Annotated in this window: 11 protein-coding genes; 5 read left to right on the top strand and 6 right to left on the bottom strand. The window is 61.3% G+C overall.

The features are described 5' to 3' along the window. Positions 1–55 precede the first annotated feature (55 nt). Together FHU39_RS23910 and FHU39_RS00865 are read left to right on the top strand one after the other, a co-directional pair. Complete coding sequence (locus FHU39_RS23910; RefSeq protein ID WP_183318104.1) at positions 56–232, top strand: DUF6104 family protein; 177 nt, start codon at positions 56–58, stop codon at positions 230–232. Positions 233–234: 2 nt separating this feature from the next. Then, the gene (locus FHU39_RS00865) at positions 235–903 is read left to right on the top strand and encodes a GDSL-type esterase/lipase family protein (protein WP_183318102.1); all 669 of its coding nucleotides are present in this window, start codon (positions 235–237) and stop codon (positions 901–903) included. A gap of 6 nt (positions 904–909) precedes the next feature. Here the strand turns inward: FHU39_RS00865 and FHU39_RS00860 are convergent, their stop codons facing one another. Continuing rightward, on the bottom strand, positions 910–1,836 hold the full coding sequence (locus tag FHU39_RS00860) for a hypothetical protein (protein WP_183318099.1): 927 nt from the start codon (positions 1,834–1,836) through the stop codon (positions 910–912). 187 nt (positions 1,837–2,023) lie between these two features. Between FHU39_RS00860 and FHU39_RS00855 the strand changes: the two genes are divergently transcribed. The 3 genes from FHU39_RS00855 (at position 2,024) to FHU39_RS00845 (ending at position 6,575) form a co-directional block, all read left to right on the top strand. Further along, the gene (locus tag FHU39_RS00855) at positions 2,024–3,523 is read left to right on the top strand and encodes a tyrosine-protein kinase domain-containing protein (RefSeq protein ID WP_183318097.1); all 1,500 of its coding nucleotides are present in this window, start codon (positions 2,024–2,026) and stop codon (positions 3,521–3,523) included. A gap of 163 nt (positions 3,524–3,686) precedes the next feature. Beyond that, the gene (locus tag FHU39_RS00850) at positions 3,687–5,360 is read left to right on the top strand and encodes an SDR family NAD(P)-dependent oxidoreductase (RefSeq protein ID WP_343065678.1); all 1,674 of its coding nucleotides are present in this window, start codon (positions 3,687–3,689) and stop codon (positions 5,358–5,360) included. 321 nt (positions 5,361–5,681) lie between these two features. After that, on the top strand, positions 5,682–6,575 hold the full coding sequence (locus FHU39_RS00845; protein WP_183318093.1) for a sulfotransferase family protein: 894 nt from the start codon (positions 5,682–5,684) through the stop codon (positions 6,573–6,575). Positions 6,576–6,891: 316 nt separating this feature from the next. Here the strand turns inward: FHU39_RS00845 and FHU39_RS00840 are convergent, their stop codons facing one another. From FHU39_RS00840 to FHU39_RS00820, 5 genes are all read right to left on the bottom strand, one after another. Continuing rightward, complete coding sequence (locus tag FHU39_RS00840; RefSeq protein WP_183318091.1) at positions 6,892–9,753, bottom strand: polysaccharide biosynthesis protein; 2,862 nt, start codon at positions 9,751–9,753, stop codon at positions 6,892–6,894. Positions 9,754–9,761: 8 nt separating this feature from the next. Next, positions 9,762–10,265, bottom strand: a complete 504-nt coding sequence (locus FHU39_RS24875; RefSeq protein ID WP_183318089.1) for a serine acetyltransferase — start codon at positions 10,263–10,265, stop codon at positions 9,762–9,764. A 14-nt stretch (positions 10,266–10,279) separates the two neighbouring features. After that, positions 10,280–10,744: a hypothetical protein gene (locus FHU39_RS00830; protein WP_183318087.1), complete on the bottom strand. Its 465-nt coding sequence runs from the start codon at positions 10,742–10,744 to the stop codon at positions 10,280–10,282. Continuing rightward, the gene (locus FHU39_RS00825) at positions 10,741–11,964 is read right to left on the bottom strand and encodes a DegT/DnrJ/EryC1/StrS family aminotransferase (RefSeq protein WP_183318085.1); all 1,224 of its coding nucleotides are present in this window, start codon (positions 11,962–11,964) and stop codon (positions 10,741–10,743) included. Before FHU39_RS00825 ends, FHU39_RS00830 begins: the two co-directional genes overlap by 4 nt. 263 nt (positions 11,965–12,227) lie before the next feature. Further along, positions 12,228–12,887 carry a sugar transferase gene (locus tag FHU39_RS00820; RefSeq protein ID WP_183320802.1) on the bottom strand — a complete coding sequence of 220 codons (660 nt, stop codon included), beginning with the start codon at positions 12,885–12,887 and terminating at the stop codon, positions 12,228–12,230. Positions 12,888–14,585 lie beyond the last annotated feature (1,698 nt).

The raw sequence follows: 14,585 nt of genomic DNA, 5'->3' as shown, positions 1-14,585 counted from the left end.
CCCATGCCTCCGATCCCGCCGCACCACAGGCCGACCGCGGGACTACATTGCAATCGTGTATTTCACCGACCGAGGCATCGAAGAGCTCGCCGAGCGCCGTGGCGACGAGGAAGTCACCCTTGGCTGGTTGTCCGATCAGTTACGCACCTTCGTCGACCTGAACCCCGACTTCGAGACCCCTGTGGAGCGACTCGCGACCTGGCTTGCCCGTCTCGACGACGAGGATGAGTGAGAATGTCCCACGTGACCAACCACCACGAAGGCAGCGAACCCGAGTTCAGCCCCACCGCTCGCTTTCACGTCGCCGAGGGTGACCGTCGCATCGGCCTGTGCTTCGTGGGCGACTCCTTCGTCGCCGGGTTCGGGGACCCCAAGGCGCTCGGCTGGGTCTCCCGCGTGGTCGCGCGCACCCCGCACTCCGGGATCGACCTGTCCACCTACAACCTCGGCATCCGCGGCCAGAGCTCCACGGACGTGCTGGCTCGCTGGCAGAAGGAGTGCGAGCCCCGTTGGGAGCAGGCGAACGAGCGCCGCCTCGTCGTCGGCGTCGGTCTCAACGACATCGCGCAGGGCCTCACCACGGCGCGCTCCCGGCTCAACCTGGCCAACATCCTCGACGACGCCTCGTCGTCGGCCATCTCGACGTATGTCGTGGGCCCCGCCCCGACCGTCGACACCGAGACCAACGAGCGCCTGGAGATCCTCGTCGACGCGCAGGCCGACGTGTGCTCCCGTCGTGGCATCACGTATGTCGACTGCTTCCGCCCGCTGCTCGGCCACGATCAGTGGCACACGGACCTGGCCGCCGGCGACGGGATGCACCCCGGACAGGCCGGTTACGGCCTGATCGCCTGGCTGGTCCTCAACGGCGGCTGGCAGAGCTGGCTGCAGCTCGACGGCTGACCCGGGTCACCTCTTCGACCAGTCCCCGCTGGTCGTGCCGGTCCAGGTGTTGTTGGCGGCGACGAGCCAGCCGTGATCGCCGGCGAAGGTGAGGTCGACGGCCTTGCTCGCATCCTTGACGCACGTCATCGAGTCAGCCTTGCTGTTCACGATCTTGTCCAGCTCCACGCCGTCGCAGCCGGAGACCGTTCGGGCCACGACCAGTGTGTTGTCCTGCGTGGTGCCGATGCTGATCAGGCCGGCCGCCGTGTACACGGTGCTCGCCTTCCCGGCCGGGGTGACCGTGCGCACGTCTCCGGTGGAGCAGAGCACATCGACGTTGGCGTCGGCGGTGGCCAGGTCGATGACGGTGCCGGATGCACAGGCCTGGTGCTGTTTCCCCTGATAGGTCACGTCAGCGCTCTTGGCACCCTTCGGCGCCCACGAGGTCGGCGTGGAGGTAGCCCATGAGCCATCGGTCGACAGTGACCACGCACCCTGGGTGCAGCCACTCGACGCCTCCCCCCGCAGTTGTATCAGGCCAGATGCATCGAAGCCGAGACCATCGGCAGCGCCGGCCGACACGGTGCCCAGCGTGGTCCAGGTGACCCCGCCGTCCTGGGTGGCCTGCACCTGGACAGAGCCGCCATCGCAACCACCGGAGTTGACCGCACGCCAGGCGCGACTGCCGTCGGCCGCGACGGTGAAGACACCCGGTGACATGACCTTGCCGCCCGCGGCAGCTGAGCTGGACGGACTCGAAGCTGCGGCGACCGAAGGACTGCTGCTTTCGGCGGATGGGGCGGTTGTCCCTGACAGCAACGGATTGGTGGAGCCGCTGGCAGCAGGCGACGCCTCGGCGGTCACCTTGAAATGCTGCTCGACGGCAACGAGCGCCACCGCATTGACGAGCACGAGCCCGCCGATGACAGCGCCTGTCAGCGATGCCTTCATCTGTTCCTACCGCCTCGTAATGTGCGCACATGATGCACGCCACACCTTAAGCCCGTGGCCTTTTTCCGCGGGACTGTCTCATGCGCAATTTCACCTGATCGTGTCAGAACCGGTAGTCTCGCTCTGGCTGTGACACTAGGGAACCTATGTTACGGAATGGACAGTATGTCAAGGGTGGAAGGATCTCATGGACCTGCGTAACTACCTTCGGATCTTTCGCAAACGCTGGAAGACCATCGCGATCACTGCGTTGGTCGTCATCTTGCTTACTCAGGCCTACAGCCTGGCCACGCCGAAGAAGTACTCGTCCAGCCTGCAGTTCTTCGTGTCGACGTCCGACTCTACGGATGCGGCCCAACTTGCTCAGGGCAGCACCTTCAGTCAGGCAAGGGTGACTTCCTACACCAAGCTCGTGAACGCCCCGGTCGTGCTCGACCCGGTTCGCGAGAAACTGGACATCTTGAGCAGCACGCCACTAGCGAGCGAGATCGTCGCGACGGTACCAGTCAATACGGTCCTGATCGACGTCACAGTCACCGACAAGAGTCCGGAACGCGCACAACAGATCGCGGCGGCGGTCGGTCAGCAGTTCCCCAAGACCGTGCAGAGCATCGAGCGCGTCTCGGACAAGACTCCGAGCCCGGTCAAGGTGACCATGACCAAGGACGCCACGATCAACCGTTCGCCGGTCAGCCCGAAGCCGACACGCAACCTCGCGTTGGGTTTGCTCCTGGGACTCCTGCTCGGATTTGGACTCGCGATACTCCGCCACACGCTCGACAGCAAGGTGCGCACCAAAGATGACGTCGAGGAGCTCTCCGACGACCTAACCATCATCGGCGCGATTCCTTTCGACGGTGATGCCCCGAAGCACCCCCTATTGGTCCAGACCGACCCGCATTCGTCGCGCGCTGAAGCCTTCCGCTCCTTGCGTACAAATCTGCGCTTCGTTGACGCGGCAAACCATCCCCGGACCATTGTGATGACCTCGTCCCTAGCTGGGGAGGGCAAGACGACCACGACCGCGAACCTGGCCTTGGTCATCGCCGACACGGGCGCGAGTGTGTGCCTGGTTGAGGGTGACCTGCGGCGCCCCCGATTGCTGGAATACCTCGGCATGGAAGGCGGAGTAGGCCTCACCGACGTACTCATCGACCAGGCGGACCTGACCGACGTGCTACAACCTTTCGGCAAGCGCAAACTTGCAATCCTCGGAGCAGGTGCGCTGCCGCCGAACCCTAGTGAGTTGCTTCAGTCGGATGCCATGCGCTCGACTCTGGAAGAGCTGCATGAGCGTTTCGACTACGTACTCATCGATGCCCCACCGCTGCTACCCGTGACCGACGCTGCCGTGCTGAGCACGGTCGCGGACGGTGCGGTGCTCGTCGTCGGCAGTGGCCTCGTAACACGCGATCAGGTCTTCACCGCACTCGAGTCTCTCGACGCGGTCGGCGCAAAACTGCTAGGCGTGACGCTCAATCGTGTTCCTCGCAGCAACCGCGTGGCCGGCTATTACGACTATGCATACGGCTATCGCACCCGCGACGACGTGCCGCGTCGTACAGGCTCCTCAACCAAAGAGGCGACTACCGCCAAATCTACGGATACAGAAGCCGACCTCCGAGAGCGAGACGCTGTAGACGCGCTGGGCGAAAGGGGCCGCAATGCCCGGCTTAGAACACGCTGAACCGGCGACCGGAGTCCGGAGGGCGTTCGGTGCCTCGGTGCGCGAGCGCACAGTCCAAACCCTTTGGGCCAGTGCGGACGCGCTCCTCGTGGTTGCCGCAACAGCTTGCGCTACCTGGATGAGATACGACTTTGGTCTCTATGTCATCACTAATCTGTCAGTCGTGAAGTTCGCGGTCCTCGCCGCTCTTATCTTCGTCGCCTTCGGGTTCTTGGTCGGCCCGTACCGCATCGACCATGTGCGCGGCTCCTTCGAGGAGACCGTCGCCATCGGCCACGCGGTCCTGCTCACGACAGCCGCGCTGATCGTTTTTGCGCTATCACCCTGGTTTCCGCACCTGCCACGCAGCCTTGCGCTGATGGTGCCAGCCCTCGCTCTGATCGGTATGTTCACCCTGCGCTTCGTGGTGCGTTCCTACCGCTGGGGCCGCACCGCAACCGCCGACGACGTCGAGAAGGTCATCGTCTTCGGTGCCGGGGAGAGTGGCCGTCGGCTGGTTCGCGCACTTCAGCGCGACAATGACTCGCGCTACGCACCAGTCGCGATCCTGGACGACGACCCACGCAAGCGACGGCTGAAGATCGACGGCGTGTCGGTCAAGGGTGGCCGCGAAGGGCTACCCGCAGTGGTGACCCAGAGTGGCGCCACATCCCTGGTCATCGCAACACCCTCGGCAAGCGCGGACTTAATCCGGTCGCTCCGAGAGGATGCGCGCAAGGCCGGCCTCGGCGTGCTGATCATGCCGTCGATCAACGAACTCTTCGGTGAACAGCCCAAGCACCAAGAACTGCGGCGTCTCAACCTCGAGGACCTCCTCGGCCGACGCGCCGTCAACCTGGACGAGACCGCCATCGCGGAGTCGATCTGCGGCAGGACGGTGCTGGTCACCGGCGCGGGCGGATCGATCGGTTCCGAACTCGCGCGCCAGATCTCCCGGTTCGGACCAGAGCGGTTGATATTGCTCGATCGCGACGAGTCAGCTCTCCACGCAGTCCAGATGAGCCTGACCGGGCGCGCGCTCCTCGACGACGGCACCCTGGCTCTCGTAGACATCCGCGATCTGGACGCCCTCCGGCGGGTCTTCACCCGCGAGCAGCCCGACATGGTGTTCCACGCTGCTGCGCTTAAGCATCTGACCCTACTCGAGCAGTTTCCGCTTGAGGCATGGAAGACCAACGTTCTCGGCACGCTCAACGTCCTGCAGGCAGCAACCGAAGTAGGCGTCGGGACACTGGTCAACGTCTCCACCGACAAGGCCGCGCATCCCACCTGCGTGCTGGGCTACAGCAAGCGGCTCGCCGAGCGGCTAACGGCGAGCTTCGCCGAGCGCGCCTCTGGCACCTACGTCAGCGTTCGGTTCGGCAACGTGCTTGGCTCCCGTGGCTCGGTAATCACAGCGTTCACTGCACAGATCGAGCGGGGCGGCCCAATCACGGTTACTCATCCGGAGGTCGAGCGCTATTTCATGCTCATCCCGGAGGCAAGTCAGCTGGTGCTGCAGGCAGCAGCCATCGGCCAGGACGGCCAAGTGATGGTGCTGGAGATGGGGAGCCCGGTAAAGATCGTCGACGTAGCACACACTCTGATCGACCTGTCAGGGAAGAAGAACGTAGACATCGTTTTCACCGGACTTCGGCCTGGCGAGAAGCTCTCCGAGGAACTATTCACGCCCGGAGAAGATATTCATACGTCGAGGCACCCGCTGATCAACTATGTGAGTGTCCCGCCTATCGACTCAGCGGAGATCCTGACAGCGGACCCTCTCGACCACACGGTTGCGCTCCGCAGAATGCGGCAAGAGGCGACGACAGTGTTTCATTCGAGCGAGCGAACATGATATCGGTCGACAGTTCTTGCCGCTCCGGTACCGGCAAAAGAACCGGCCCGAACCATCGAGTTCGCGCTGCCGAGGTCAAAGACTAAGGCTGAGCTGTACTCTGCCACCCCTACTACGAACCGAACTGCATCAGATCTTAACCATTCGCGATTTCGAAACACGCGCCCTACCCGCCTTCCAAAGGCGCGCACAGCGCAGGCAGGACGCTCTTCATCGGATTGTTGAGGATCGTTCGCTCGCCGCGGATTATCTCGTACTGCCGCTCAAGGGATATCGGCGACAATGCGTGATCCACAGTCTTTTAGAGGCGAAGGAAACAACATGAGCACACGCCGAATAATTCTAATTGGAGCCGCGCGATCCGGAACCAAGATCATTCGCGATTCCCTAGCCAACGCCACTGACATCGGGAGCGTACCTTACGATATCAACTTTGTCTGGCGCTATGGGAATGAGAGCATGCCAGACGACACGCTTTCAGATGTGACTGCGTCGGTTGCAACTCGGCGCTTCATCACGAAATATGTCGATCGTTATGCTAACAATGGCGTGGTCCTGGAAAAGACCGTTAGCAATTCACTGAGAATACCGTTCGTACAGCAGATCTTTCCCGATGCCACTTTCATCCATCTCATTCGCGATGGCATCGATGCGATCGGCTCCACACGTAGTCAGTGGCTAGCGCCCACCGACAAGGCATACATGCTGAGGAAATTGCGTCACTTCCCTCCGCGGCTACTACCTAGTTATGGACGCAAATTCGCAATGGGACTACTGGCGCGGCAAAATCGGGAGGCTCCCCGCGCGACATGGGGAGTGCGCTACGCTGGAATCGATGAAGATTTGAAGCGCGACGGCCTCCTTGTCGCCTGTGCGCAACAATGGCGTTATTCGGTGGAAAGCGCGTTAACGGCGCTCGATAATCTGGACCTTAAAGTCATCAATGTTCGATACGAGGAATTGGTTGCACACCCTGGCACAGTACTGGGTAACCTTGCAAAGGACCTTGATTTGAGCGCACACCCATCGGTGCTTGGTGGAGTGGAGTCACGCGTTACCGACGAAAACGTGGGGAAGGGTTCACGCCAACTGAGTCGCGAAGAACTCATAGCAATTGGACCTATTGTGGACCCTACACTTGAGCGTCTTGGCTATAAAAAGGTAGTCGAGCGCATACGAGATGATCACGCGTCCAACGCAATGGATATCCCCTGAACACAGTTCTCAGGTGAATATCGATAAATATCGCCGCCTCGATCTCGGCTGCCGTCGCCGCGGGTCCAGTGGTCCAGAGTGGCGATAGCGCCTGGGCCGACCCAGGGGCGTCCCGACGCAATATACAACCGGGTGCACACCGTGGCGCCCGAACAAGATCGAGTCAGAATGGAAGTCGTAGCCCACATGCGGTTCACGCCATAGACCTGATCACTATGGACTCCCTCAGAGCAGCATTTCGCACCAGACGGTACACCAGATCCGATGGACCTCTCGCCTTCGCCACAGCTCTCGGGGCCGCTACTCCACGTCACCGTCAGGCATGGCGGTCATCGCGATAGAACTGCTCTGGCAATGCCGGAGTACCAAATTCGGGGCCTCTTGATGCTCGTAAGGCATTCCTAGCCCGCAACGCAACCCAAGAAGAAATCAAGAGGCTGCAAAGGCAGGCCAGCAGCGTCGCTAGCGCAAGGCCGTTCGCGCTTCGAGGTATGCCGCCGGGCATGAGCAAAAGTCCACCGATGGAAATGACGAACACGACCTCGGCGAGTGACCCACCGATCGGTTTGTTTGCACCCTTAGCGAACTCGACTAGGACGCGCCGCAGCGCCGTCGCCGCAGAAGCCGCGACCAGGAGAATCGCGGCCACGAAACTGGAACGGAACTCGACCGGGAGCACCCACCGGAAGATAGGCCACATCGCCGCCCCGGCAAGGACTGAGAAGGCTGCAATCAGCAGGCAGTATCGCCAAAGGCGGCGTTCGATCAGAACCACATTCTGAGAACGGGCAGCTACCGAGAGGATCGACACGCCGAAGGCCTGACCCAGGGCTTTGAGCAACCCAGTGAAAGACGAAGCCATTACATAGTTGCCCAGGCCAGCCGTGGAGAGTATAACCATGCCCAGAAGGACATCAACACGCAGAAGCTCAAAAAGAGCAATTGATCCCAAGAATGCGGCGCGCGAATACGAGCGCATGGATAGCAGCAGATTCTTCTCCTCGGGTGTCACGCGCGATCGCGTTCCCGGGCGGACGAACTTCAATGCGTAGCCGATCGGAATCGCCCAGCTCGCGGCCCAAGCCCAAGCCACGGCGCCGGTCGAGACATGACCCCCGATCACAAACTTGACCAGCGCAAGGATGACGATCGGGATCGCGTACGACAGCGAGATTCCGGCCTTCACGATGTTGGCCCAGGTTGCACGGCCCTCCCCTTGGGCGATGCCGACCAGGAATTGCAGAGCAACGACACCCATCGCGCTCGCCGCGGTGCCGACGAGAATCGGCACTGTCGCGTGCCCTAGTTTTCCGAGGAACGGGACCATCCCAATCCCAGCAAGGAGCACCGACACGATCGCGCGCCGTACGACGATTGGTCTGAGCAGGCCAAGCACACGGTCTGACTGTCCCCACTGGCCGGCGACGCCTAATGTAGCCGCAGGCGCCCACCCACCGATGGCGAAGATGCCAGCGACCGAACTGATGGTCGTACCGTACGCCAACTCGCCCCGACCCATGTTGCCGATCAGCCAGGCGCTTCCAATCCCGCTAATGAAGAGGGCACCCTGTTGAAGAAGACTCGACAGCACCGCGCCGTCGCCCCGGAGTGCGAGCCGACGTACGGCAGCGTACGAGAGATGGCGTTCGCGCGGACGGGTCGCGCGGGGCATGCTGATCACAGCGGTAGGACTGCTATGAACCGTCGTCGCGAAGCTCAGAACGGTACGGGACCCCGGAATACCTGGCCTCTTTGCACTGAGCATGCTGGCTGGTTCTCGCCGCAAACGCGTTGCGGCGGTGCGGCGCGAAGACAACCTGTCCGCGCGCCCGCGGGCTGGCGACGTGGTTTGAGATGCCGCTTCCGCGTCCACTGCCCGCTGATGCAGGATGCCGAACGCGAACCACAACATGACGCCGGTGTAGGCTTCAGCAAGAACCAACTGGGTGAGGGCAGCACCGATGAGAGTGGCAATCGCTGCGATCCACAGACCCTCAAGTTCCGGAGCCGAATCGTCTGCGCGCGCAAGAGCGCGCCGAGCCCGCAGAAGGATATTGCCGAAGGCAAGGGCGAGGGCGAGCACGGCGATCGGGCCGGCCTTAAGGCCGAAGTCACCTATTTGGTTCTCCGAGTTTGTCACTCGTGCATAAGCGCTGGTCGTGCCGCCGAGACTCTGATCGGTCGTAGGCTGATACATACGACCGAGCGGGCTGGTAAAGGTCTCGGTGATCGACTCGACCAAGGCTCCTTCTCGCAACGTGCTCGAAGTATTCGCGCTTGCATTCTGGCCCGAGATTCGTGAGAGTGCCGTCGGCCCGTTCTGCAAGTCAGCCGACCCGAGAGCGAACCACAGCATTCCTGCTGCAAGGCAAACGCCCAGCAGAACAGTCAAGCGCTTCAGCCCCCGACCACGCGGATCGAATAGAATGAAGGCGAAAATACCGACTCCGACTATGACCAGACCTGTACGCGAGTGCGATGCCGCCAGGAAGACAGTGCTGGCCACCACGACCGCCGCACGCCCAATCGTAAATCGAACCATGAGCCGAGACCGCGCATACATCACCAACGCGAACGCCATGACAGTCGGAAGGTACCGCTGAGATTGTGGGATCGGAAGCGGTCCGATGTGGTCGCCGACGTCGAGCCATGGGCGCCCACCATGAGACAGCGTCGTCATCGCGACCAAGCCGAAGCAGAGCAACGGCACCCAGGCAAACCTGAACAGGGTGTTCTTCAACCATGCAGTGGGAAACTGGGCGACGCGCCTGGCTGCCACGTAGGCAAGCATCGGGATCAGTGTCTGGACCAAATATGCCCCCGCGAGGGAGGAAACGCCATAGACCAGGCCGCCCACCACAAAAGCGACGAAGTTGACGAACACGAATACGCCGATGCAGAACGATGGAAGGTCGGTGTAGCCAGCACGACGTCGGCGTGATTTGGTCTCAATCAGAAGGATCACAGACAGGGCCAACGACATCGGTGCCGCAATAAGCCCAGCCTGCTGGTTTTCGGCGACGCTCGCGTCAGATGGCAACGAGATGCTTCCCGAGGAAGATGCCTCTAAGAAAAAAGGAACACCAAGAAGCGCAATGTAGAAGCCTACACGGCGTAGAGCCGAGCGGTCAAGCAAGACTCCGTCAGCACGCGCGGTAGTCGACAGTCGCGTCATCATGGAGTTTGTCAACGCGCCACTCCTGGAACGCCTACGATCGTCGAACCCGCGGGTGCGTCCTTGACAACAACCGCGTTTGCGCCGACCTTGCAGTTGTCGCCTATTGTGACGCGGCCGACTATCTTGGCGCCAGACCCAATGTAGACGCCGGACCCGATCTGGGGACTCCAACGGTCGACCGCACCGATCACTACGCCGCCTTCGAGAACGCAATTCGCACCCATCACGGCACGGCCGTTTATCACGACACCCACGGAATGCTGGATGACGAACCCTTGGCCGATCGAGGCGCCTGAGCCAATGGTCACGCCGTTGAAGAGCTTATTAAGCTTCATGAGTAGGAAGGCAAACGGCGCCAACCTCGCACGGCTGAAGATCTGACCGATGCGGAAGAGGATCACTGCCGAGGCCCCATCCGCTGCGACTGCCCTCAGTATTGCCGACGCGCTCGTGGAGCCATACATCAACTCGGCCTTGGCGCGAAAGTCACTCCTGAGGACGGAGAATGACACAGTTGACAGACGAGTCAGAGCCACGGCACCAACGCCTTCAGGCTGCACTGCGCACCATGCGCCTTACAGGATTTCTCAATCTCGATCCCGTCGGTTCGCTTCCGAATGCCCACCTGACTAGCATGGCCCGCTGCTCGCCAGCGGATGACGCCGACGTTCCTCGAATCATGGGGCTGCACCCAAGCCCTTACCCCGCCCTCCGTCGCGCACCGGAGGGGTTCCCGTCGCCATGTAACCTGACGCGCGATTCGGCAATCGGCGACCAGCACGGCGCTGGCATCGGGCCGAGCGCCCGGAACCGAGGTCACGGTCATGATGCCCTGTGCGAAGGCGTGGACCAGACGCGCGCCGACTTCGCGATGCGGGGACCGGCTGACCATTAAGTCGACATCATGGTCACTGGTGGTCAGCACTGGCCGACGGTCCACGTAGAGTGCTGCCAAGGGCGCGCACAGATCGAAGAAGTGACCAATGCTCATGATTTTCCTTTCTCTGCACCGCAAAGCGTGATGTGCGAGGTCGTGACGGCGTCTATAACTTGCTGCACGTCGCCATCGGACATGCTGCTGTAAATCGGGAGCGATAAGCAGTGCTCAAACACGTTCAAAGCGGCTGGAAAATCGTGTGGTTTGTAGCCAAAACTTTCCCTGTAGAATGAATGCAAGTGCAACGGAATGAAGTGCACGCTCGTACCGATCCCGTGCCGAATGCGGAGCATCTCGATGAGCGCGTCACGGTTCTCCTCTCCGAACGATTCGGCGATCCGTAGCTGATACAAGTGCCAAGCGTGCACTCGGTCGACCGGAACCTGTGGGGTCACGTACCCGGGTAACGCGCTGAACGCCTGGTTATACGCAGCCGCTATTTCATTGCGACGTTTTGCCATCTCACGACTGCGCTTAAGTTGGGTGAGCCCCAGCGCCGAGGCGATATCGGTCAAATTGTACTTGTAACCCGGCGCGACGATGTCGTAGCGCCACGTACCGCCAGCGTAGCGATTCCAAGCCTGCTTGCTGAGACCGTGGAGGCTCATCCTACGTATCCGGTCAGCAACTTCAGAGCTTCGGGTCGTAACCATGCCACCCTCCCCTGTGGTGATGGTTTTGGTGGCGTAGAACGAGAAGCAGACGGTGCTGGGGATGTCCTCGGGCGTCCATCCGATACGGTTCTTGCCGTACGTCGACGGAAAGGCGTGGGCTGCGTCCTCAATGACGGCTAGATCGAACTCACGAGCAAGATCCCAGACGTCGTCCATCTCTGCCGCAGCACCAGCGTAATGGACGGGCATGATGGCCTTCGGCCGCGAGACGCCTTCGCGCACGACTCTCTCAACAGCGCCACGCAACGCTACAGGGTCAATGTTGCAGGTAAGAGGGTCCACGTCGACCAGAACAGGGATAGCACCCAAATATCGCACCACTTCGCCAGTCGCTGCGAACGTAAATGTCGGCACGAACACAGAATCACCTGGCCGCACACCCAGCGCCTCAAGACTTAAGTGCAGTGCCGCGGTACAGGAGTTGAGCGCGATCGCATGGTGGGCACTGACCGCTTCGGCAAACTTCGCCTCGAACTGACGAGTCACTGCGCCTGTAGTCAACCACCTGGACCGAAGCACGGCAACGACGCTATCGATGTCGTCTGCGGTGATATCCGGAAGAGCGAATGGGATCTCTTGTCGTACCTCAGAGGCTGTCATGACCTAACTCCTTCACCAGCGCAACAATCTTTCGGACAGCCCCGGCCGCAACCACCGCGAGCAGTTCGGTGCGTGGGCCCGGGACCACAAATATCGCCATGTACTGGAATCGCGTTACCGCTCTATCTAGGGACGGAGTGATTGCGGCGGGCGTTTTGCCGAGTTCGGCCCTCAAGTCAACAGGGCTCTCGGTCGTTGTGGTGACGCAGGCACACCATTGGCGGGCTGAAACCGGGTGAGGATTCCTCTCACGACGCATGTCATCAGCTCTCCCGTTCTCTTTGTATCTGAGTGGCCAGTTCACGTTCATGGTGTGCCCGTCGGGCGAAAATGCGCTCGGCGCCGACAATTCCCAGAGCGGTGCGCAACAACAACTCCGCCTTGTACCGCCTGCTGCGATTGCGCACATACACCAGGTCCAACGCAATTTTCTTCACCAACAGAGAATCGAGGTATACACGTTGTGCCTCCACAGGATCACCGGGAAGGTCTTCCTCCTCTGCGAAGTAGTGCAGGCTTCCTGGGCCAGTGACCCCCGGGCGAACCAACAGAGATTCACGCATGAAATCGTCGTAATGGTGTCGGACGATGTTGAGATCCTCTGGACGCGGACCGACCAGCGCCATGTCACCCTTTACGACGTTGGCGAGTTGCGGAAGCTCATCGATCTTCATCCTGCGCAAGGCCCGCCCCACCAGAAAGACCCGCGGGTCATGAGCTGCTGTGATTGCACCGTTTTGATCTGACCCGACATGCATTGTCCGGAACTTGTACATCACGAATGGCCGACCATCACGCCCCGCTCTCTCCGCGCGATAGAGGACTGGCCCGCGGGACGTGCATCTCACCAGGAAGCCGGCGACCAGCAGGACCGGCGATAGAACCGCGAGCACGAGGACAGAGAATACGCGATCGAAGAGCACCCCCGAGCGGCCGTTCACGATGTTCGAGCGATGTGCGAGGCTACCTTGGCGCCTGCAACCGGCCACCACTCTGCTCCGCCTCCGCGCTCAAGGGCCGGCAAGGTGTACGCGACGCGCAAAAATGACGGCGCCGACGATCCGTGAGGTTGGCGCGGAGGCCGGGAGCGCGTTTGCGTCGTCGGGCGGCGGAACAGTTGCACGTCGGCGTTCCTGTCAGAAGTCAGCATCTCGTCGACGCCCAACGTCGGGGCGCAAGGCGGGGTCGGCGACCCTGAGGCTGCCGGCAGCGCTCGCCGGCGTCTGGACCACACCGTACGCCGCCAAATCATCATCGGGACATCCGCATTCTGAGCGGCTGTGGCCGCTGCGAGACGACAGGGCGACAGCGCCGTGAGGGCTTCAGCGGTATGGACCACCCATGCAGACAGTGAGTTTCTATCAAACCGAAAGAATAACGGGGATGTCTGCGACGACCACGGCCCTAGCCGGGATCGACGCCCAAAGTGAGCGCAACTGTTAGCACTCCTGTGCACGTGGACAATACTGAGCATACAGTTCGCCCATGGACAGGCTTCCCGCACGTGAACAGAGAAGCGAGAGTTCACCGCACACCGACATGTCGTCAAGCCATTTCTCGATCGTCGTCCTGTGGTGACGTACATCGTGTGCAAAATTCTAAGTGCTCCTGCTAGATAGAAACCGGCCCTGACAATGGCAGTACTGCAAGCACCCCGGCGAGGCGGTGGTGTGTCCTCGATCCTCTCATACCTCGCGTCCCACACGGCCGAGGACTGATTGGCATCCGCGACCGGTTCGCCAGTTTCGTCGACAGCGGCTTAGTATCTCGCAGCCGTGCCCGCGATCGCCCAGGAGCGCCTCCTTCGCATGCGGGCGACCTCTGCCGTACAACTCAGGTGCTCGCGGGTAGGCTGCAGGCTCACGCTGTCAGTGCTCAGGATCTATTTGCTCAGCGGCCCGCGCCACCGATGCCGGGACCTCCCAAGCGACCGATCGTGTCCCTCGCCCGCACCCCGCTCCCGGCCGCGAATCACCGGGTGCCACCTCCTCGGTGACCGGATCCAATAACCGATGATCACGCTGCGGTTCGTGCCGACCACGCGGCATGGCATCGAACTGCACCAATGTAGTGTGGCTGGACAAGTCTTGGGATCGGCGCGGATGGCCGTCACACCGAAGTCTTGTTGACGTACCCTGGACCGCCGCCCTGCGGCATGGTGACGATCTGCTCATGTCGAACGGATGATTTGTGAAGCCATTTAGCGGCCTGAAGAACGGGGTGTCTGCACGATGCAGATGTTGGCACGTCGCGAAAGTACCGATTGCGGTTCTGTGCAGTGCCGCGCTGATCGCAGCATGTTCCACTTCCGGTCATGACTCCTCATCGACCATCACCTCGCTTCCCCGAGTTCCTTGGGATGGCGGTCCAGCCTACTGGCGCCACTTCCCGCACGCCGCACGAGCGGGGTGGACAACCTCCGCCTTCTTTCCGATCGCAGTTTGGTATAACCCGATAAGGTCTGACCGCGAGGTTCAGTACGATAAGTCTCTCGGCATCAATACATATATTGGCGCGACAGCGAGTACGCCGTTCAGCCTGCTCGCGAGGAACCGAATGTTTTATGTCGGCACCGCACCAAATCGCTCGTTCACAGACTTGTCTAGCACCTGGGTGGGATA

This window comes from Flexivirga oryzae (assembly GCF_014190805.1).
In the GTDB taxonomy this organism is placed as follows: Bacteria; Actinomycetota; Actinomycetes; order Actinomycetales; family Dermatophilaceae; genus Flexivirga; species Flexivirga oryzae.
This window is presented reverse-complemented; position numbering and strand designations above follow the sequence as displayed.